Source organism: Micromonospora sp. C31 (assembly GCF_018070575.1).
Lineage (GTDB): Bacteria > Actinomycetota > Actinomycetes > Mycobacteriales > Micromonosporaceae > Micromonospora.
On the sequence record NZ_JAGPXN010000005.1, the window covers coordinates 1 to 20,770 of the forward strand.

13 protein-coding genes are annotated in these 20,770 nt (G+C 70.0%); 7 read left to right on the forward strand and 6 right to left on the reverse strand.

Annotation, left to right across the window (positions count from 1 at the left end; genetic code table 11):
• Nucleotides 1–545: 545 nt before the first annotated feature.
• The 5 genes from KBX06_RS08920 to KBX06_RS08940 all read right to left on the reverse strand — a co-directional run bounded on the left by KBX06_RS08920 (nt 546) and on the right by KBX06_RS08940 (nt 7,699).
• Complete coding sequence (locus KBX06_RS08920) at nt 546–1,988, reverse strand: RICIN domain-containing protein (protein ID WP_374225595.1); 1,443 nt, start codon at nt 1,986–1,988, stop codon at nt 546–548.
• A gap of 76 nt (nt 1,989–2,064) precedes the next feature.
• The gene (locus tag KBX06_RS08925) at nt 2,065–3,735 is read right to left on the reverse strand and encodes an RICIN domain-containing protein (RefSeq protein WP_374225596.1); all 1,671 of its coding nucleotides are present in this window, start codon (nt 3,733–3,735) and stop codon (nt 2,065–2,067) included.
• A gap of 102 nt (nt 3,736–3,837) precedes the next feature.
• Entirely contained in the window at nt 3,838–5,247 is a 1,410-nt protein-coding gene (locus tag KBX06_RS08930) for a family 43 glycosylhydrolase (protein ID WP_307854523.1), read from the reverse strand.
• 233 nt (nt 5,248–5,480) lie between these two features.
• On the reverse strand, nt 5,481–6,965 hold the full coding sequence (locus KBX06_RS08935; RefSeq protein WP_210833775.1) for a family 43 glycosylhydrolase: 1,485 nt from the start codon (nt 6,963–6,965) through the stop codon (nt 5,481–5,483).
• A 170-nt stretch (nt 6,966–7,135) separates the two neighbouring features.
• Nucleotides 7,136–7,699, reverse strand: coding sequence for an alpha-L-arabinofuranosidase C-terminal domain-containing protein (locus KBX06_RS08940; RefSeq protein WP_210833776.1), 564 nt, complete (start codon nt 7,697–7,699; stop codon nt 7,136–7,138).
• A 653-nt stretch (nt 7,700–8,352) separates the two neighbouring features.
• Between KBX06_RS08940 and KBX06_RS08945 the strand changes: the two genes are divergently transcribed.
• The 7 genes from KBX06_RS08945 (at nt 8,353) to KBX06_RS08975 (ending at nt 16,391) form a co-directional block, all read left to right on the forward strand.
• Nucleotides 8,353–9,606, forward strand: a complete 1,254-nt coding sequence (locus KBX06_RS08945) for a cyanophycinase (protein ID WP_210833777.1) — start codon at nt 8,353–8,355, stop codon at nt 9,604–9,606.
• Between the two features lie 174 nt (nt 9,607–9,780).
• On the forward strand, nt 9,781–11,217 hold the full coding sequence (locus KBX06_RS08950; RefSeq protein ID WP_210833778.1) for a pre-peptidase C-terminal domain-containing protein: 1,437 nt from the start codon (nt 9,781–9,783) through the stop codon (nt 11,215–11,217).
• Nucleotides 11,218–11,383: 166 nt separating this feature from the next.
• The gene (locus KBX06_RS08955; RefSeq protein WP_307854524.1) at nt 11,384–12,319 is read left to right on the forward strand and encodes a MurR/RpiR family transcriptional regulator; all 936 of its coding nucleotides are present in this window, start codon (nt 11,384–11,386) and stop codon (nt 12,317–12,319) included.
• Between the two features lie 100 nt (nt 12,320–12,419).
• The gene (locus tag KBX06_RS08960; protein ID WP_210833779.1) at nt 12,420–13,364 is read left to right on the forward strand and encodes a transporter substrate-binding domain-containing protein; all 945 of its coding nucleotides are present in this window, start codon (nt 12,420–12,422) and stop codon (nt 13,362–13,364) included.
• A 120-nt stretch (nt 13,365–13,484) separates the two neighbouring features.
• Nucleotides 13,485–14,339, forward strand: coding sequence for an amino acid ABC transporter permease (locus tag KBX06_RS08965; protein WP_210833780.1), 855 nt, complete (start codon nt 13,485–13,487; stop codon nt 14,337–14,339).
• Complete coding sequence (locus KBX06_RS08970; RefSeq protein WP_305798280.1) at nt 14,336–15,145, forward strand: amino acid ABC transporter ATP-binding protein; 810 nt, start codon at nt 14,336–14,338, stop codon at nt 15,143–15,145. Before KBX06_RS08965 ends, KBX06_RS08970 begins: the two co-directional genes overlap by 4 nt.
• Nucleotides 15,146–15,200: 55 nt before the next feature.
• On the forward strand, nt 15,201–16,391 hold the full coding sequence (locus KBX06_RS08975; RefSeq protein WP_307854525.1) for a M20 family metallopeptidase: 1,191 nt from the start codon (nt 15,201–15,203) through the stop codon (nt 16,389–16,391).
• 173 nt (nt 16,392–16,564) lie between these two features.
• Here the strand turns inward: KBX06_RS08975 and KBX06_RS08980 are convergent, their stop codons facing one another.
• On the reverse strand, nt 16,565–20,602 hold the full coding sequence (locus tag KBX06_RS08980; RefSeq protein ID WP_210833781.1) for a S8 family serine peptidase: 4,038 nt from the start codon (nt 20,600–20,602) through the stop codon (nt 16,565–16,567).
• Nucleotides 20,603–20,770 lie beyond the last annotated feature (168 nt).

The window sequence follows — 20,770 nt, forward strand, 5'->3', positions numbered from 1 at the left end:
CAGGAGGAGCTGCAGGCCGCGTTGGGCGACTTCAACGCCAAGGACGGCCAGGTCGCCGAGGCTGTCGCCGACGCCGGCGGCAACGTCGCCAGCAAGGAAGTCCTGGTCGGCTGACCCGACCCACCCCCGGCCCCCGGGCGGGGCCCCCCCCCGGGCCCCCCCCCCCCCCCCGCGTCCACAGCACGTCCATCCATACCCGTGGACGCAACCCGACCCCGAACCACGGGCGGTCGTCCCGAACAACTCAGGCCATCGCCTGAGCGCGCCTACTCCGTAGGCGACAGCCACCGCCACGTCTTCAGCAGCCACACGGATCGACGGGGATCAGGGGACGCGGAAGGTGGCGTCCGGCCGGCCGATCCCACTGGCGTTCGCGCCGACCGGGCCTGCGTGGGCAAGCCCGCCGAGCCCGTCACCACCAGCAGCGCCAGGACAGGGTCCAGGCGTACGCCCCTCCCCCGTCACCGACGGCCGGGCCGGACCCTCCGGAGATCCGGGAACGGCCCGGCCCTGCTGGTGTCGTGGTCGTTCGAAGCGGCGCCGGATCAGATGCTGATCCGGCCGGCCCCGGCGCCCGCCGTGACGATGGACTTCACGTTGCAGGCGGTGTCGAGCTGGTACGGGTACGGGATGGCGGCGACGCTGCCGCCGGCCTGCCCGCCGCCCGAGTTGACGAAGCAGTTGTTGCGGGCGACCAGGGAACCGGGACCGGACGAGCCCTCCCCCAGATGGTAGGGATCGGCCGTGTTCTCGAAGTAGTTGCCCTCGACGAGCACCCCGGCATTCATCGTCGATGCGACGCCATAGCCGCCGACGTTGCTGTACAGGTTGTTGTAGACGTGGACCGGGTTGCCGAAGCGGACCCGCGGGTGGCGCTGGTTGGAGCCGTCGAACCAGTTGTGGTGGTAGGTGACCCGGAGGCGTCCGACGTCCTGGCTGGCGTTGCTGTCACTGTGGCCGAGCAGCATCGACTTGTCATGACCGTAGACCCGGTTCCAGGAGACGGTGACGAAGTCGGATCCGCGCTTGATGTCGACTGCGCCGTCGTAGCCGCCGGTGAAGCTGTTGTGGTCGATCCAGATGTTGGTGGCCGACTGCTCGACGTTGATCGCGTCGTCGCTCCAGTTGCGGAAGTTCAGGTTACGGATGATGACGTTGCGGTCGCCGTTGACGGTGAACCCGCAGCCGGAGATGGTCGCTCCGGCATTGCCGACAATCGTCTTGTGAGACCGGACCCGCAGCATGCCGGAGCAGGAGATCGTGCCGGACACGCGGATGACCGCAGCGCTGGACGAGCCGAGCGCGCTGGAGAGAGCGGACGCACTCGTCACCGTGGTGGGGGCGGCGCTACCGCCGCCGGTGGTACCGCCGTTCTGGGTGGCCCAACCGACCAGACCGCTCTGTGGCGTCCCAGGATCACCACCGGCGGGAATGAGTTGCCACTGCTGGTTCCATCCGTTGAGGTCGGCGTACTGGGAGATCCGTCCGCCGTCGGCGGTGGACCACTCCCACACCTCCACGGCCTTGTTGGAGTGCCGGTTGATCAGCCGGACGTAGCCACTGTCCGAGTCGAGGACCTGGAACTGCTGGTTGGTCGCGTTGAGATCGGACCACTGCCGGTACTCCGCGCCGTCGGCGGTGTTCCATTCCCACAGATCGATCACTTTTCCGCTGTGCCGGGCCTGCAACCGGTAGTAGCCGCTGCCGGAACTGACGAACCGGAACTGCTGCCAGGCACCGTCGTTGCGGGACCACTGCTGGATGGGTGCGGCGTCGGCGGTCGAGGTGTCGGCGACATCGAGAACCTTGCCGCTGTGCCGATTGACCAGCACGTAGTAGGCGTTGGTGTCAATGACCGCGGCCTGGGCCGGGGGCGACGCGATCACCACGCCGACCACGCCGACCACGAGGGCACCGGCGGCGGCAATCATGGACCGCCAGCGGTGCCGCGGGCGCTCATCAGCGGGATTGGTGAGAGTGTTCGCCACAGAACTTCCTCTTCTCGTCGATGGTGAAGGGTGAGCACTGGGAATGCTTCGTCGGGCCGGCGCGGCGCACCACCGCTCAACACCAGTTCAGCGTCGAGTTGATCCTGGTGACATTGCTGATCGTGTTGTTCGCCCCGCCGCAGGGACTCTGCGTGATGTTGGTGCCGCTGACCGTCAGGTTCTGGAAACGGATGCCGGAGGAGATCGGGAACTCCGTCCGCGAGGAGATCCTCACCTCGCCGCCGCCCGTCACCGTCCCGGACACCCCGGCGATGGCGACGTTGTAGCAGTTCTCCACGAGGATCGCGTTGTTTCCCGTGTTCGAGATCGTCACCCGGTCGATGACCGCGCCGCCGGACTCGGACACGCAGAAGATCCCCCGGCCACCGCCGGAGGCGATCACGTTGCCGACCCGGATGTTGGTCGGGTACGAGCTACCCACCCGGCCGTTGCGGTTGGCCATGCGGAACGCCGCGTATCCGGTCCCGGTGCCGGCGCCCTGCGCGTCGACCGTGCCGACCGTGGCGTTGATCGTGTCGTTCAGCAGCAGGCCGGAGTAGCCGGTGTTGCGCGCCGTGACCGTTCCGACCGTCAGACCGTCCACGCCGTACGTCTCCACCCCGTGCGCACCGGTCCCGGAGACGTACACGTTGTCGATGCGGACGTTGCGCACCTTCACCGCCCGGTCCCCACCGTGGTTGTCGATACGCACTCCCAGGCCGGAGGAGACCCGCATGTCGATCTGGCCCAGGGTCAGGTTGTTCACGTTACGCATGAAGATCCCGTACAACGGCGACCCGGTCAGCGTCAGGTTCTGCACCTCGACGTCCGTGGTGCCGCGCGAGTACACCGGCGCCTGGTCGCCCGAACCCGACCCGGTGACGTTGATCGTGCCGCACACCGCCAGGGTCGTGTACGACGGCAGCGACAACCGCGAACCCGCGCTCATCGACCCGGAGCCACGAACCACCACCCGCTGCTTCGACGTCCGGCCCGCCGACAGCGAGTTCACCGCCGCCTGCATCGCGGACAGCATGCTCGATCCCGAATAGACCGTCGACGAGCCGTTACGGGCCGTCCAGGTGCTCCCGCTCAGCACGGCCTCGGCGTTGGTCGACCCGCTGCCACAACCGGTGCCCGGGGGCGGCGTGGTCGGAGTGCCCCCGCCACCCACCCGAACCATCTGCCACTGCTGGTTCGCACCGTTGAGATCGGTGTACTGACTGATTCGGGCGCCGTCGGCGGTGGACCATTCCCATGCCTCCAGCGCCTTGCCGGAATGGCGGTTGATCAGCCGGACATGACCGCCGTCGGAGTCGAGAACCTGGAACTGCTGGTTGGTGGCGTTGAGATCGGGCCACTGACGGTACTCGGCGCCGTCGGCGACGTTCCACTCCCAGAGGTCGACGACCTTGCCGCTGTGCCGAGCCTTGAGGCGGTAGTAGCCACTGCCGGAGGAGACGAACTGGAACTGCTGCCACTCGCCGTCGTTGCGGGACCACTGCTGGATCACGGCGCCGTCCTCCGCCGAGGTGTCCCGGACGTCGAGGACCTTGCCGCTGTGTCGGTTCACCAGTACGTAGTAGGCGCTGGTGTCGATGGTCGCCGCCTGTGCCGGCGGTGCGCTGACCACAGCGACACCGGCCGCGCCGGCCAGCGCGGTGATCATGGCGAGCGCCAGGCCGCTACGCCGGCCTCGGCGGATCCCTCCACCGCTGAACGGTCTTCTCATGGTTTTCAGGGGCATCGTTCCTCCTGGCTTGATCGAAGGGCTCGGGGCGAGCAACCGGCGTGGCCGAGAACCGCGGTCACCTGAGCCGATGAATGGCTGATTCAGGTGGGTGGCTGGCTATTCCAGGTGGAAGGTGGCGGAGGCACGCTCGGCGCTCGAACTCACCGCTTCCACGTGGAGCAGCCCGCCGCGGTGGCGGACGTATCGGCCCGGGAAGTTCTGTGACTCCAGGGAGAGCCCGGCGCTGGCTGCCAGGCCGGACCGGCGGTGGAAGCTCGCGTCAGCGCCGAAGAGGGCCGAGCCGTCGTTCTGCTCCACGTACAGGGCGAAGTCGCGGTGGCGCAGGTAGTAGCCCGGGAAGTTGGTCGACTCCAGCGACACCGACCCCGCGCCGGCGAGGCCGGCGACGATGCGGAACTGCGAGTCGGCCAGGTTGGCCACGTTCGGCTCCACGCGCGCCCGGTGGTCGTAGTGCCGGACGTAGCTGGTGCTCAGGTCGTGCGAGCGCAGCCGGACCGGGGTGGCCCCGTCGGGTACCGGAATGCCGAGGTTCGGGGTGCCGTCGGCGTTCCAGTACAGCTTCTGGATCCGGGTCCGCCGGTTCGGATCGTTGAGCGGATCGCCGCTGATGTCGCGGTAGTTGCGGTCGTGGTAGACGAGGATGTCGCTCTGCCCGTCCTCCGAGACGGTGAACGAGTTGTGGCCCGGGCCGTACTGGCCGGTGGCCGCGTTGCTGGCGAACACCGGGGTCGAGCTCCTGCTCCAGGAGGCGGCGTCGAGCAGGTTCGCGCCGGCGGAGGCGCTCAACATGCCGAGGCAGTAGTTGGCGTCCGTGGCGCTGGCCGAGTAGGTCAGGAAGACCCGGCCATTGCGCTGGATCACCGCCGGCCCCTCGGCCACCCGGTGGCCGCGGGTCTCCCAGTCGTACGTCGGCACGACGAGCCTGGTCACCGTGCCCGTTATCTGCCACGGGTTGGCGCCCATCCGGGCGAGGTAGACGTTCGAGTTCGTGGAGATGCCGGGCTCCTGCTGCGCCCAGGTCAGATAGCGCACCCCGTTCACCACGAAGGTCGAGGCGTCCAGGCTGAAGGTGTCCCACGGGGTCGTGATCCGGCCGCGTTCGGTCCACGACCCGACCAGCGGGTTCGCGTTCGCGTTCTCCAAAACGTACATCCGGATCCGCCACACGTCGTCGGTCCGGCCTGCGGCGAAGTACACGTACCACCGGTTGTTGATGAAGTGGATCTCCGGCGCCCAGATGTGGGCGCCCATCTCCCCGCTGGTGTGCCGGCGCCAGATCGTCGTCTCCGCCGCCGTCGCGAGCCCTTGCAGCGTGGTGGCCCGACGCAGCACGATCCGGTCGTACTGCGGCACCGTCGCGGTCATGTAGTAGTAGCCGTCGGTGTGCCTGACGATGTGCGGGTCGGCCCGCTGGGTCGCCAGCGGGTTGGTGTAGTTCACGGATGGCGCGGCCTGCGCCGGGCCAGCCACCGGAAGGCCGGCCGCCACGGCGAGTGTCGCGAGCACCGCGGCCAGGACCGACCGCAGGTGCCGAGTCCTCCGGTGACCGGCGCGCTCCGTGCCGACAGCGCGGCTGGTGACTCGGTGGGACGGGTGCATGTGTCCTCCCAGTTGGGCGAGATCGTCGTCAGCGGAGGTGGGCGTGCGGGCATACAGCTCGGCGTAGCCCGAGTGCGGGGTTCGAGGGTGCGGAGCATCCCGGTGGGCAGGCGCGGGCCCGCCCACCGGAATCAGCCGGGTCAGTACACGTAGGGCCAGGCAGCGGCGTCGTAGCCGACGCGGTTGATGCCGAGCAGCGACGCGCCGCTGTCGGCGTAGTAGTGGTAGAACAGGTAGTCGCCGTCAGAGTCTGCGAGGAACGCCTGGTGGCCGGGGCCGTGGACACTGCCGTGCGAGGCGAGGATCTGAGTGCCCCCGCCGGAAAGCATGTCCCGACCGGCGCGGTCGACGAACGGCCCGGTCGGGCTCGCCGACCGGCCTACCATGACGCGGTACGTGCTGCTGGCACCCTGACAGCAGCGATCGAACGAGACGTACAGGTAGTACCAGGAACCGCGCCTGACCACGACCGGTGCCTCGATGCCGGGACCGTAGGCGGCGAGACTCTGCATCGAAGTGCCGAGCCGACGTCCGGTAGCCGGATCGAGCTGGATCATCTTGATCCCGGACCAGAACGAGCCGAAGCTCAGCCACCAGCGGCCCTGCTCGTCGACCACGAGGTTCGGGTCGATCGCGTTGAAGTTGTCCGACGTCCGCGACTCGATGACGAGGCCCTCGTTGGTCCAGCTTCCGGACGCGCCGGTGGTGCTGGTGGCCAGGAAGATCGCCGAGCGGTTGGAGCCGAAGGTCGATGCCGAGTAGTACAGGTAGTAGCGGCCGTCGTGGTACGACAGGTCCGGCGCCCACAGGTTGCGCGCGCCACCGGTGTACGTGGTGGTCCACGGCGCGCCACCGGGGAAGACGGCGCCGGCGTTGCGGTAGGCGACCCGGTCGGTCGAGGTCTTCAGCGCGATGTCGTTGCCGGTGTGCGCGAGCAGGTAGGTGCCGTCGGGCCGCTTGACCACGGTCGGGTCGTGGACACCGATGTCTCCCGAGACCCTGATGGGCTGCGGGTAGGACGCCGGCGGGTTACCTGTCGGCGGAGGCGGTGTGGTGGGTGTTCCGCCGCCCAGGCGCACCAACTGCCACTGCTGGTTGGCCCCGTCCACGTCGGAATAGCCGGCCAACCGGCCACCGTCGGCCGTCGACCACTCCCACACATCCACGACCTTGCTCGACTGCCGGTTCACGAACCGCACGAACCCACCCGCGGAGTCCAGCAACCGGAACTGCTGCGCGGCCGCCCCCCGGTCGCTGGTCTGCACCAACTGGGTGCCATCGGTGACACCAGGCAACTCCAGCACCTTCCCGCTGTGCCGCGACCGCACCTTGTAGTACCCACCACCGGCATCGACGAACTGCCACTGCTGCACCGCAAGATCATTACGTGCCCACTGATTCACCGGCGCGCTCTCCGCCGTCGACCAGTCATAGACATCCATCGCCTTACCACTGTGCCGGTTCACGAACACGTACGACGCCGAGGTGTCCACCGTCGCCGCCGACGCCGACGGCACCCCGAACACCACCCCCGCACCCGCCACCAACACCGCCGCACCCGCGGCCAACCCCACCCGCCACCCACGCCGCCGCGCACCCACCCGCGGCACCGGATCCACATCCATGATCGAAATCTCCTTCGATTGCCTGGACCGCCCGGACACCGAGCCCTCGATCCCGGTGATGATCGCCGCCGTGACGACGCGCGGTGGTTCGTCACTTTCGACGACGGCGCCCACCTCGGCGACCGCCTCGCACGCGGAGCAGGCGCCCGCCGAGGGACGTGACAGCGGCATTACCACCGCGTTACACGTAAAATGTTTGCGTTCACATCGATGGATGTCAAGCTATTGGCGTTGATCCACATTCTTTGAGCCAGCGTGGAATTGCGCAGCGCGGCGTCACCCAGCCACCGTGAAAGCGTTTCCTGAGCGGGTCGTGCACGGCTCGTCGACAGGGCGGGACACTCATCGACGCCCTCAGCGCACAGCCGGTTGGACTTCGCTTCGGTCGGCGTAGCCGCCAAAGCGAAGTCCAGCCGTGCCGGGGAGCTGTCAGTGGGTCGGTTCCACGGAAGCCGCACGGCCGTCCACGACACCGGCGGCAACACGACCTGCACGCCGCTGGTGTGGACCGAGAGCTGCCGGTTGGGTCGCAGGACGACCCACTCCTGTTGATCCACGGTGTTGGTCGCACGAACGTCGTCGTCGGACAGGGTCGACGCCTCCACCGTCCGCACCACGGGACCGAAGCGACTCAGATCGATGGTCAGCTCGATCGGTACGGTCCGGTCGCGGTAGACGACGAAGACCGCCACCCCACCCATCGCCGCGTCGTGGGTGGCGACCGCGTCGACCACCGGCGCTTCGCCTCGTTGACCTTCTGGCCGCCGAAGAAGAGCTGGGCCCCCACCCCGCGGCCAGGTACGTGGCGCACTTCCCGCTGCCCGGCCCGTTGCAGAAGTCCGTCGTTCCGTAGGCGGTAGTGTCGGCGAGGCTGGCGTCGACCATGCCCTCCCTCTAGGACATCACCTTCTTCGCGGGCAGACTGTTAGCGATAACACCAATACGTGGGATCGCCGCGACCATCCCCCTGAGCCACCACGAGCACCGGTGCACCATGACGGGTTCAGGCCTCCGCGATTCTGACGGTGGATGGTCCGCCGCGCGGGCAGCTCTGCGGCGCCACGCTGACACAGGAGCAGTGTGTTCTCATCGTTAAGCTCGTATTGCGGACCAACGTTAGCGATCCATCTGAAGCGCCAGGACATCGAACATGCTCGTTCGCCTCGTGTCCGGCGGGTGACGGCCAGGGTTGTCCGAGCCTGGTGAGGCGCGGCCCGCACCCACGGCATCGTCGACGCGCCGACCACCGCGGGGACCGGTCCTGTCTGCCGCGCCGGTGAGCCGAACCCACCCGTCGACGAGCGGTCGCGATCGGCCGTTGTCGGGGTGGGTGTTCTGTCGTACGCTCACGTCGGCCCGCCCTCACGGTCTCCAGTGAGGAAGAGTCATGCCCTTGAAGCGTCTGCTGACCCTCGGGGTCGGCGCGTGCACGGCGGTCGCGTTGAGCGTCCCCCTGGCTGCGGTCCCCGCCTCGGCAACCTCGTCGTCCCACCGCTCCGGCGGCAGCCTCGTGCTGGTCGGCGGCGCGCTCGCCGACGACAACGCGACCATCTACGGCGACATCGTCCGGCTGGCCGGCGGAACCGGCAGGGCCCGCATCGGCATCTTCACGGCGGCGGCACCCACCCCGTCGGAGGATCCGGACGCGGACACCCCGGACTGCAACAACAGCGTCTGCAACGGCGACTACTACGCGAACCTGTTCAAGACGTACGGCGTGGCCGACGCGCAGTGGATCCCGATCGACGTCGACCACCCCGAGAAGGCCGACGACCCGGCCGTGGTGGCCCAGATCAACTCGATGACCGGCTTCTTCTTCGGCGGCGGCGACCAGTACCGGTACGTCACCACGATGACCCGGGGCCGGGCGCAGCGCGACTCGGCGGCGCTGGCCGCGGTCCGGCGCAAGCTGCGCGCGGGCGCGGTCGTCGCCGGCACCAGCGCGGGCGCGCAGATCATGGCCGGCCGCGACATGATCACCGGCGGGTCGGTCGACCCCGGCCTGCGGGACGGGTCGAAGGCCGGCTACTTCGACGACTCCAGCGTCCTCGGGTACCTGCCGAAGGGCGGGTTCGGCTTCTTCCGCGACGGTCTGGTGGACACCCACTTCTCCCGGCGCGGCCGCGAGGCCCGGTCGATCCGGCTCGCCACCGACACCCGCAACAAGCGGGTCTTCGGCCTGGACGAGAACACCGCGCTGGAGGTGACCGGCGTCGGCTCGCGGCACCAGCAGCTACGGGTGCTCGGCCAGCGCGGGGTGACCGTGCTCGACCTGCGGTGGGCGCGCACCACCCGTACTCCCGTCTGGGGCGTCGGGGGCGTGCGCTGGACCCGGCTGACCGAGGGCGACCAGTACCGCTCGGAGCGCTGGCAGCCGGTCATCGCCCGGTCGAAGCAGCGGGTCAGCGGGGCGCCGGGCTGCGACGTGACGCCCACCGGGGACGTGTTCTGGAACTACGGCCTCGTCACCGGCGCCGAGGCGTTGATCGACAACGCGGGCTGCGTGTCGGTGTCCGACGTGTCGTACGAGGACGACCCGCGGTGGGAGGCGACGCTGACCCGGGGACGGGGCTTCGCCGCGTTCCGGGCCGGTGGGTCGACCTCGTTCACCGGCGTCGTGATCGGCATCGCCGCCCGGTAGGCCCCGTCCGGTAGAGAGTGAGGAGGGGCCGTTCGACGCCTGTCGAGCGGCCCTTCCGCAGTCGTGCGTGGAGCTGGAACACGTCATCAGAATGTAACAGGGATTACGTGTTGAGCAGGAAACCTAATCGATGTAACTTCTGTTTCATCGATCCGTGGCCCCTCGGAGGTGCCCATGTCCCTTGTCCGCAACCCCCTGCGTACCCGTCTCGCGCTGTTGACCGCCGCGAGCCTCGTCGCGACCCTCTCCCCGATCGGGGTGACCGCGGCGCACGCCCAGGTCATCCGCGACCGGCAGGGCAGCGCCACCGATGTGAGCCGGGCGAGCTGGTCCGGCCCGGCGTACACGATGAACGGCTCCGGCGGCGTCGTGTCCGCCACCATGACGCGGGCGATCAACGCGATCCGCGGTGCCAGCGGCACGATCGACGTGGCGGTCGTCGCCGCGTCCGACGGCGGCACCCCGGAATGCGACGACATCATGGGCCTGGCCGGAGTCAACTCCTGCACCACGTTGACGCTGACCGCCAAGAACGACGGCAACAACAGCCAGGTGAACACCGACATCCGCAACGCCGAGTTCGTCTACTTCGCCGGCGGCAACCAGTGCTCCTACGCGGCATGGAAGGGCACGGCGCTGGAGGCGTCCGTGGAGTCCGTCGTGGCCAAGGGCGGCGGCGTCGGCGGCGGCAGCGCCGGCCACCACATCAACAGCGACATCGTGTACGACGCGTGCGCCGCCAGCACCACGTCGGCGATCGCCCTGGACGACCCGTACGACCGGTCGCTGACGTTCACCACCGGCATGTTCCGCTGGGCGAACTACGCCAACACCGTCAACGACTCGCACTTCCAGGAGCGCGACCGGATGGGTCGCACGATGGCGTTCGTCGCGCGGGCCGTCAAGGACGGTCGCACCAGCGCAGGCGCGGCCTGGGGCGTCGGGGTCAACGAGGGCGCGTCGCTGTTCATCGACAAGTCCGGGATGGCCACGCTGAGCGGCTCGAACGCGTACGTGGTCCTCGGCGACCACCAGCCGGAGGTGGCGGTCTCCGGGCAGCCGCTGACGTACTCCAACTTCAAGATCTGGAAGCTCGCGAACGGCCAGACCTACAACTTCGCCAACCGTCCCACCTGCGGCTACTACCTGAAGAGCGTGACCAACGGGGTGCCGAGCAGCAACCTCTACAGCGGTACGCCGGTCACCGACTGCTCGACAACCCCGCCCCCGCCCGGGGGTGGTTCCGCGTACGCCGAGGTCGAGCCGAACGACAGCCGCACCGCCGCGAACGACGTCAGCGGCCGCAGCTACCCGCTGACCCTGACCGGTGACATGAAGAGCGGCAGCGACCGGGACTACTTCAAGGTGAGCCTCACCAGTGGCCAGACGCTCACCGTCGACTGCGCGGTCCCGAGCGCGTACGACGCCGACCTCTACCTGCTCAGCTCGACCGGCAGCACGCTGACCCGGTCGGTCAACGACGGGGCGGGCGCGGACGAGTCGGTCTCGCTGACCCGTACGTCGTCCGGGTCGGCCACCTACTACGTCGAGGTGGAGGCGTACTCCGGGTCCGGCACGGCCGACTACGCCTGCACGGTCGCCAAGTCCTGATCCCACCCGGCCGAAGGCGCGCCCTCCTCACCCCCGGGGCGGGCGCGCCCTCGGCCCGTGTGGTCTGACCACCGGGACCATCCTCCGGGCGGGTGGTGCGCGGCGGGGACACCTCGCCCGTTCCGGGTCGGAGCCGGCCGGCAGGAGCGGCGGATACGCTCAGCGCGTGTCGACCTTCGATATCGCTGGTGAGCCGGGCACGGGTGCCGGTTCGGAACACCTGTCCGACGACGCCGCCGTCGAGCCGCCCGCAGTCGGGGTGGCCGCCCTGGTCCGACAGCGGTTGGGTGAGTGCAGCCCGGCCGAACGTCGGGTGGCGCGTGCGCTGCTGGCCTCGTACCCGGCCGCCGGGCTGGGCACGGTCGCCTCGCTGGCCGAGCGGGCCGAGGTGAGCGCGCCGACCGTGCTGCGGTTCCTCAGCCGGCTCGGGTTCGGCGGCTATCCGGAGTTCCAGCGCGCGCTGCGCGACGAGCTCACCGAGCGGGAGACGTCGCCGCTGACGGCGTACCGGGCGGCGGAGCGGACCGGCGGTCGGCCGGAGGGTGCGCTGCCCCGGGCGGCGGCGAGCCTGCCGGAGGCCGTGGCCGGGACGCTGGCCGAGTTGCCGCAGGGCGAGTTGGACGCGGCGGTCCGCCTCCTGGCCGACCAGCACCTGCGGGTGACGGCGGCGGGTGGCCGGTTCTCCGGTCTGCTCGCGCACTACCTGGTGCTGCACCTGATGCAGGTGCGCGGAGGCAGCCGCCTGTTGCCGTCCACGCCGGTGGAGCGCACCGACATGCTCGTCGACGTGGGCCGCCGGGACCTGTTCGTCCTCTTCGACTTCCGCCGGTACGAGGAGCCCACCCTGGCCCTGGCCCGGGAGGTCACCGCACGGGGTGCCCGGGTGCTCCTGTTCACCGATCGGTGGCTCTCCCCGGTGGCCGGCCTGGCCGAGGTGGTGCTGCCCAGCCGGGTCGAGTCGCCGTCGCCGTACGACAGCTTCGTGCCCACGTTGGCGCTGGTGGAGACGCTGGTGGCGGCGTTGATCGACCGTCTCGGGCCGGTCGCCGGCAAGCGCCTGAAGGCAATGGAGCAGGCCCAGCAGACGTACGGGGGAAGCTGAGAGCGCCGGAAGCTCGTTACAGAAAACTGTAACCCCACCGAAATAGTAATGTGCGTTACAGTCCGGGTGCTGGTTCGGCTGGCACCCGGAAGGACACCCCATGCGCATCCGTCACCTCACCCTGGCCACCGTGGCCTCGGCCCTCCTCGCGGTCACCGCCGGCTGCGGCGGCGACTCCACCGCCGCCGGCTCCGGCGACGAGGTCACGACCGTCTCCGTCACCATCGAGGGCGTCGGTGAGGTCACCACCGACGCCACCCTCGCCCGGAAGGTCCCCGGCGACATCCGGGACCGGGGCACCATCACCGTCGCCACCAACGCCCCGTACGAACCCTTCATCGATTTCAAGACCGAGGGCCGCACCGACGAGTTCAAGGGTCTGGACCACGACCTGTTCCTGGCCGCGTCGGCCCGGCTGGGCATCAAGGCGACCTTCACCCAGCAGCCCTTCGACGGCCTCGTGCCCGGCCTCCAGGCCGCCAAGTACGACGCCATCGCCGGCGGCATCACCGACAAGAAGGAGCGCCAGCAGGTCGCCACCTTCGTCGACTACTCCGCCTCCGGCACCGGTTTCCTCGTCAAGACCGGCAATCCGCTCGGCGTGCAGACCGTCGCCGACCTCTGCGGGCGCAAGGTGGCCGTGCAGAAGGCCAGCAACCAGGCCAAGAACCTCGCGGAGTACAGCAGGTCCGACTGCGCCGGCCGAGCCGTCGAGGTCAAGGAGTACCCGGAGAACCCGCAGGCGGTGCAGGCCCTCATCGCCGGCAACGTCGACGTGGTCGCCGCCACCAAGGTCAATCTGGTGGACGTCGCCCCCGCCCTGGCCGGCAAGGCCGACCTGGTCGAGGACCCGTCCGCCCCGAACGGCTGGCTGGCCAGCCCCAACGGCTTCGGGTTCCTGAAGGCGCAGAAGGAACTCGCCCAGGCGTACCAGGCTGCCGTGCAGTCGCTCATCGACGACGGCACCTACACCAAGATCCTCGCCCGGTGGAAGCAGGAGCCGATCGCGGTCAAGCAGGCCACCATCGACCAGGCCATCGACTGACCCCGGCGGAGCCGACTCCCTGAACCGCGGTCGCCGGGCGCCCTTTCGACACCCCGTGAGGGCGGGCCCGGAAGGCGCGCCCGGCGACCGCTGCACCCGTCCCCCGCTGGAGGCGACCCAATGACGAGCGACACCGAGACCGTACGGGTCGTCCCCGTACGACACTACGGACGCTGGCTGACCGCGATCCTCGTGGTCGGCGTGGCGGCCCTCTTCCTCCGGGCTCTGCTGGACAGCCCCAACCTCGAACCCGCCACCATCGGCGAATACCTCTTCAAGGACTACATCCTCGACGGCGTGGTCACCACGCTCTGGCTGACCCTGCTGGCCATGGTGCTCGGCACCGTCGGCGGCGTCCTGCTCGCGGTGATGCGCCTGTCGGCCAACCCCGTACTGCGGGGTGTCTCCTGGGCCTTCATCTGGGTCTTCCGGGGCACTCCCCTGCTGGTGCAGATCATCTTCTTCGGCTTCCTCGGCGCGCTCTTCCCCCGGATCACCTTCAGCCTGCCGTTCACCGACCTGGTCCTGTTCGACAAACCGACCAGCGTCGTGGTCACCGGCACCGTCGCCGCCGTCCTCGCCCTGTCGCTCAACGAGATGGCGTACGCCGCGGAGGTCATCCGGGGTGGCATCCTCGCCGTGGACACCGGGCAGACCGAAGCCGCCGCGGCCCTCGGCATGAGCCCCGCGCTCACCCTGCGCCGGGTCGTCCTGCCCCAGGCGATGCGGGTCATCATCCCGCCGATGGGCAACGAGACCATCACCATGCTCAAGTCCACCGCGCTGGTGTCGATCATCGCCGGCCGTGACCTGATGACCGCCGTGCAGACCGTCTACCAGGGCAATTACAAGGTGATCCCGCTGCTCGTCGTGGCGGCGATCTGGTATCTCGCGCTGGTCAGCCTGCTGTCCGCCGGCCAGTGGGCGATAGAGCGGCGGTTCGGCCGTGGCTTCGCCCGGGGAGGAGTCCGATGACCACCCAGACCGACACCGCCATCAGCCCCACCCGCCAGGCCGGGGCCGAACCCATGGTGCGGGCCGAGGGCGTCACCAAGAGGTTCGGGCCGGTCGAGGTCCTCAAGGGCATCGACATGACCGTCGCCCCCGGCGAGGTAGCCTGCCTGCTCGGGCCCTCCGGCTCCGGCAAGTCCACCTTCCTGCGCTGCGTCAACCACCTGGAACGCATCGACGGCGGCCAACTCTGGGTCGACGGTGAACTGGTCGGCTACCGTCGCCAGGTCGACAAGCTGTACGAGCTGAAGGCCCGCGAGGTCGCCCGTCGCCGCCGCGACATCGGCATGGTCTTCCAGCGGTTCAACCTCTTCCCGCACCTCACCGCGCTCGGCAACGTCATCGAGGCACCCGTACGTGTCCTCGGCACCCCCCGCGACCAGGCCCGCGCCGAGGCGACGGCCCTGCTGGAACGGGTGGGTCTCGCCGAGAAGGCGAACAGCTACCCGGCTCAGCTCTCCGGTGGGCAGCAGCAGCGGGTGGCCATCGCCCGCGCACTGGCCATGCACCCCAAGCTGATGCTCTTCGACGAGCCGACCTCGGCGCTCGACCCGGAACTCGTCGGCGACGTCCTCGACGTGATGAAGGGCCTCGCCGCCGACGGCATGACGATGGTCGTGGTCACCCACGAGATGGGCTTCGCCCGTGAGGTCGCCGACTCCGTCGCGTTCCTCGACGGTGGCTGCGTCGTCGAGCAGGGCACACCGGGCGAAGTGCTCGGCAACCCGAAACACGACCGCACCCGCGCCTTCCTGGACAAGGTCCTGTGAGCGCGAGGAGCGCAGCGAAGCGGAGCCCCGCAGTCGCGAACGAAAGGCAGGCACCGTGAGCGGCAAAGTGGTGGACGGTGCGGAACTGCTCGCGGCGGCCGGGAACCGCCTGGCCCCCTACCACGAGCGACTCGCCCGACTGGTCGACATCGACTCCGGATCCGGACAGGTGGACGGCCTGCGGCAGGTCGCCGACCTGATGCAGACCTGGTGCCTGGAAGCCGGCATGGCCGTCGAGCGGGAACCGGTGGCCGACCCGTCCGGCCGGCCCCTCGGCGACGTGCTGATCGGCCGGCACCGTGGCCGGGGCCGCCGGCGGATCCTGCTCGCCGGCCACCTCGACACCGTCTTCCCGCCGGGCACGGCCGCCGCCCGTCCGTTCCGGGTGCAAGACGGCCGCGCGTACGGACCGGGGGTCAGCGACGACAAGGGCGGTGTGCTCGCGGGCCTGGCCGCCGTCGAGGTCCTCACCGCGCTCGACCGGACGGAGTACGCCGAGCTGGTGCTGGTCTGCACCCCCGACGAGGAGATCGGATCGACGGGCAGCCGGCCGCTGCTGCGTACCCTCGGGTCCGCTGCCGACGTTGCCCTCTGCCTGGAATGCGCCCGCGACAACGGTGACCTGGTGTCGGCGCGCAAGGGCGTCGCCGACCTGGAGGTCACCCTGAGGGGTCGGGCCGCCCACGCCGGCATCGAACCGGAACGCGGAGCCAGCGCCCTGCTCGCGGCCGCTCGGCTGACCGTCGCCCTGGACGCCCTCAACGGCCGGTGGCCGGGGGTCACCGTCAACGTCGGTCACCTGACCGCCGGCGACCGGCCCAACGTCGTCCCGGACCGGGCCCGCATGCTCGTCGACCTGCGTGCCTGGCACAGCCGGGAGTACGAGGCCGCGCTCGCCGAGATCCGCCGCCTGGTCGCCGAGCCGTGGGTCGCCGGGGTGCGCGCCGAGGTGACCGTGCACGCCCCCACCCCACCCTGGGAGCTGGGGCCGGCCGGGCAGCGGCTCACCGACCTCGCCGCGAAGGTCGGCGCCGGGCTCGGCGTGCCCGTCTCACACACCGCGACCGGTGGCTGCGCCGACGCGAACCTTCTCGCCGAAGCCGGCGCGGCGGTGCTCGACGGGCTCGGCCCGGTCGGTGGCAACGACCACAGCCCCTTGGAATGGCTGGACCTGGACTCCGTCGTACCCCGGACGGCGCTGCTCGCCGGCCTGATCGACGAGGTCAGCCGGGCCGACCCGGGCTGACCACGGCGGCGCTTTCGGTCCCGCTCACGGCGACGCAACCGCGCGGACCCGTCGCCCTGTGTCCGGCATCGCGGGCTGACCCCGGGTCCCGGCCGGTACGCGGCCCAAAAAGCCGCCGGATGGCGGGCGGGTGCCCGGCCATCCGGCGGTTGGTGCTTGCGTCGAGCTATCGGCTACAGGCCACGGCACTGCCCGGTGACTACTCCGGACACCGTGTTGGGCACGCCACCGTTGACCGGTGGCGGCTCGTTACCGCTGCACTTGAGGGGCCCGACGACGGTGTTGCCGGAGACCAACGGTGTTGCCGGGCCGGTGTTGTTACCGGTCAGCGACACCAGGCCGGTCACGTGGTTGCCGGTCAGCGACAGCGGGCCGGTCCCGCTCTTCAGGTCGACCGCGCCGACCACGGCCGTTGCGGACAGCTCCACACCGGCAGCGCGTTCGGCCGAGACCGCCCCGACGATGTTCGCACCGTTGGTGTGCAGGCTGGCACCCGGTGCCACGGTCACCTTGCCGGCGACGGACGACCCGTAGGCGAGGCAGGTCAGCCCGGCCGACGCGGTCAGCGGGCCCGGGTGAGCTCCGGTGATGGTACGTGCACACGCCTGGTCGGTGACCGTGACCTTGACCGGTACGCCGAGCAGCGGGCTGTCCGGGTCGTTGCCCGCGACGCAGAGATGCGCCTCGTGCGCCCCGGGCTTGAGCCCGGTGGAGTCGACCAGGACGGTGACCTTGCTGCTGCCACCCGCCAGGGTCTTGCCCTTCGGTGTGTCCACCCGCAACCACGGCACGTCGGCCGGCTCGTCACACGGCTGGGACCGCGCGATCTCGCTGATCATGCGGGCACCGTTGGTGGCGAGTGGGGTCTCGACGAGCGCCGACCCGCGATCGATCTCGTGCACCCCGCCACTGTTGGTGGTCAGGATGTTCCCGTTGCCCAGCGGGTGCACCCCGCGGTTGCTGAGCGCCCCGGTGTACCGGTTGACCGGTGCGCCGTTCGGGTCGATCTCCCAGACGCCCGGCGGGCTGGAGAAGGCCGCCGCGAGGATGTTGCCGTTCTCCTGCTGGTACATCTGCTGCGGGAAGTTGATCGTGTCTTCCCAGACCGACAGCGGCTGACCGGAGTGGTCGTACCGGTAGATGTTGCCGCCGCTGGCGGAGACCAGCAGGTCGTTCTCCCGGAAGGTGAGGTACCACGGTCCGGAGATCCCACCGGAGCCGGACGTGATGAGGTCACGCAGGTGGTTGCCCTCGGCGTCGAACTCCACCACCTTGTTGCCGCTGCCGGAGGCCACCAGCAGCGTGCCCGAGGGCGAGAGCGTCATGCCTCGGACGTTGCCCATGATGCCCGGATTCGGTCCACCGGCCGGCGCGTGCACCCCCTGGTACTTCCCGTCGAGGTCGAACGAGTAGACGGCACCGGTGCTCTGGGACGAAACCAGGAAGCCATCCTGTGCCTGGTTGAGGATGATGTGCGTGGTCGTCCCCAGGTCCACCTCGGTCTCCGGCGGGTAGGTGATGAACGCCGGTTCGAGCAGGTCACCGTCCTGCGGGTCGAAGGCCGCCACGCCGGGCAGCGCCGTGTTGGGTACCAGCAGGACGCCGTTGCGCAGCAGTTCGCGTCGCTTCGGGTCGGTGGTCGCGAGCGTGGTCCGGTTCGCGACGACCGGCGCCTCGCCGATGGTCCACTCCAGCGGCGCGGTACCGGTGTTCCCGATGGTCAGCTTCGTGCCGGTGACCGTCCCCGCCGGCTGGCTCACGGCCAGCTCCGGCGTGACCTCCATGGTCGGCAGGTCGGAGACGACGAGGGTCACCGTGACCGGGATGCGCGGCTTGGCCGGGTCGTTGCTCGCCACACACAGCGTCGCTTGCAGCTTGCCCGGTGCCTTGCCCGTCGAATCCAGGGTGAACCGGAGCTGGGTCGAGCTGCCGGGGTTGAGCGTGCCGGACGTGGTGTCCGTCGACAGCCAGTCCACCTGGTCGGGGAGGACGCAACCGTCACCGCCGGCCAGTTGCCACTTCAGCGCGCCGTTGCCGGTGCTCCGGATCGTGACGCTGCGGGTCGTGGACAGGCCGGGCTTCTGCGTCACCTCGAGCTTCGTCGGGTCGACGGTGATTCCCGGAGCCACCGGGATCACCGCCACCGGGTAGTGCACCCCGGCGATGGCCGCGCCGTTGGCGTGGTGGCCGTCGGTGGTCACCCGGAGGTCGGCGAAGGTCCAACTGCCGCCGGAGCTGCCCGAGACGTTCAGGTCGACGGTGATCTGCTGGCTCGCACCGGGAGCGAGGGTGAACGTCGCCGGGGTCACCGTCGCCGTCAGCCCCGCCGGTACCGTCACCGCCGCGGAGTAGGTGGCGGTGGCGTCGGCGACGTTGGTCACCGTACGGGTCCACGAGCAGGACAGGTTGCACTGCTGGTTCACCAGGTACGGCACGTTCAGCTCGCGCGGCACACCGCCGGTGGCCGGGTTGGCCGCCAGCATGTCGGCGTACGACTCGTCCATCACCAGGCCGACCCGGCCGGCGGCGGCGAGGTCGAGGCGACCCGCTCCGGCGTCCAGCGGGTCCGCGGGGGTGCCGGATCCCTCGCGTACGCCCTCGGGGTCGGCGGTACCGGCCAGCGCGGCGCGGATCTGCGCCGGGGACCAGTCCGGGTGCAGCGCGGCCAGCAGCGCTCCGGCGCCCGCCACGTGCGGCGACGCCATCGACGTACCGCGGATGATGTTGTACTGGTTCGGGTCCCCGTCGACCTCACGGTAGGCCGCGAGGATGTTCACCCCGGGAGCGGCGAGGGTCGGGGCCAGCAGGTCGTAGTCGCTCGGGCCTCGGGAGCTGAACCACGCCACCAGGTCGGCACTGCCAGCGTCGCGGGCCAGTTCCGTGGCGGCGCCCAGGCGGGCGGTCACCGGCTCGACGGTGGCGGTGGCGAAGCTCTGCAACGCCTCACCGTCGGCCTGGGTGACGCTGATCGCGGGGATCGTCGTTTTCTCCACGCCGGAGAGGAACACCGGCGGACCAGGCTGCCGCTCGAACAGGACGGCCGCGGCGGCACCGGCGTTGGCCGCATTGGTGATCTTGGCGGCCGAGGTGCAGGTGCCCAGCGGGATCAACGCGATCGCCCCGACGAACGAGCCCGCCGGGAACGCGGAGCAGCCCGTCGCCGTACCCACCTCGCCGGAGTAGCGCAGCTCGGCGTCGATCGGGCTGGAGTTGCCCGGACCGAAGCCGGGCCAGCCGGTCAGGTTCGCCAGCGCCGGCGGGACCGGCGTCGGGCCGACCACCGACAGGGACTTGACCCAGGTACGGTCGGTGGTGGTCGCGGCGACCGAGGCGTTCCAGGGCGAGGTGTGCGCCACCGTACCGGCACCGGGTCCGCTGTTGCCGGCCGACGCCGCCACGAAGATGCCAGCCCCGAACGCCTCCAGGAACGCCCGGCTCACCGAGTCGGTCCACGGCCGGTCCGCCCCGGAGATGGAGTAGTTGAGCACGTCGACACCGTCGACGACGGCCTGGTTGATACCGGCCAGGATGGACGAGACCGGACAGCTCTCGACACACACCCGGTACATCACCACGTTGGCGCGCGGCGCGACACCCTGCACGGTCCGCACCGGCTGGTCCGGGCCGTACTTAAGGGTCACCTGATGCCGGTTGCCGGCGGCGGTGGAGGCGGTGTGGCTGCCGTGGCCGTTGGTGTCCCGGGCCGAGTTACCCGACACGAAGCTGTACGCGCCGACCAGTTTGTCGTTGCAGATCGGGTCGTGGTTCGGGTGCGTCGGGTCGCAGACCCCCAGGTACCGGCCGTACGGGTTGGTGTGCGTGTAGCCCTCCCCGTCCGTGGCGGCGAAGGCCGGGTGGCCCGCGTTGATGCCACTGTCGAGGATGCCGACGACCGTACCCTCACCCCTGGTGGCCAGCTCCGGGCCGGTCTCGCCCGCCCAGACCGCGGGCGAACCGATGATCTCGTGACTGGCGTCGCTGGTGAGCTCGTACACCTCCTCGGGCTCGACCGCGGCCACGCCCGCCACCTTGACGAGCTTCGCGGCCTCCGCCGCGTCCGCCTTGATGACGATGGCGTTGAGTACGTTTCGGAAGGAACTGGTCACCGTGACCTTGCGGCCCAGCCGCTTGCCGATCAGCTTGGCGACCTCCGACTGCCGGGCGGCGAGCCGGTCGGTGTAGGTGCGGGCCTCGGCCGATCTGGCGTTCATCCTGCCGGATCTCGCCTGGTGTGCGGCCAGCGACGGTTCGTCGAGCCGCACGATCCACGAGCCGGTCTTCGAAGTGGACGGTGGGGCGGCGCTGGTGGGGTCACCTACCGCCACCACACTGACTGTTGCCGCCACGAGGGCAGCAACAGCGGCTGCCAACCTGCGTCT

Coding starts and splice junctions, on each gene's coding strand:
- KBX06_RS08935 (WP_210833775.1), bottom strand. CDS start 6,965: ATGGATGTGGATCCGGTGCCGCGGGTGGGTGCGCGGCGGCGTGGGTGG.
- KBX06_RS08950 (WP_210833778.1), top strand. CDS start 9,781: ATGTCCCTTGTCCGCAACCCCCTGCGTACCCGTCTCGCGCTGTTGACC.
- KBX06_RS08970 (WP_305798280.1), top strand. CDS start 14,336: ATGACCACCCAGACCGACACCGCCATCAGCCCCACCCGCCAGGCCGGG.
- KBX06_RS08960 (WP_210833779.1), top strand. CDS start 12,420: ATGCGCATCCGTCACCTCACCCTGGCCACCGTGGCCTCGGCCCTCCTC.
- KBX06_RS08945 (WP_210833777.1), top strand. CDS start 8,353: ATGCCCTTGAAGCGTCTGCTGACCCTCGGGGTCGGCGCGTGCACGGCG.
- KBX06_RS08965 (WP_210833780.1), top strand. CDS start 13,485: ATGACGAGCGACACCGAGACCGTACGGGTCGTCCCCGTACGACACTAC.
- KBX06_RS08925 (WP_374225596.1), bottom strand. CDS start 3,735: ATGCCCCTGAAAACCATGAGAAGACCGTTCAGCGGTGGAGGGATCCGC.
- KBX06_RS08980 (WP_210833781.1), bottom strand. CDS start 20,602: ATGAACGCCAGATCGGCCGAGGCCCGCACCTACACCGACCGGCTCGCC.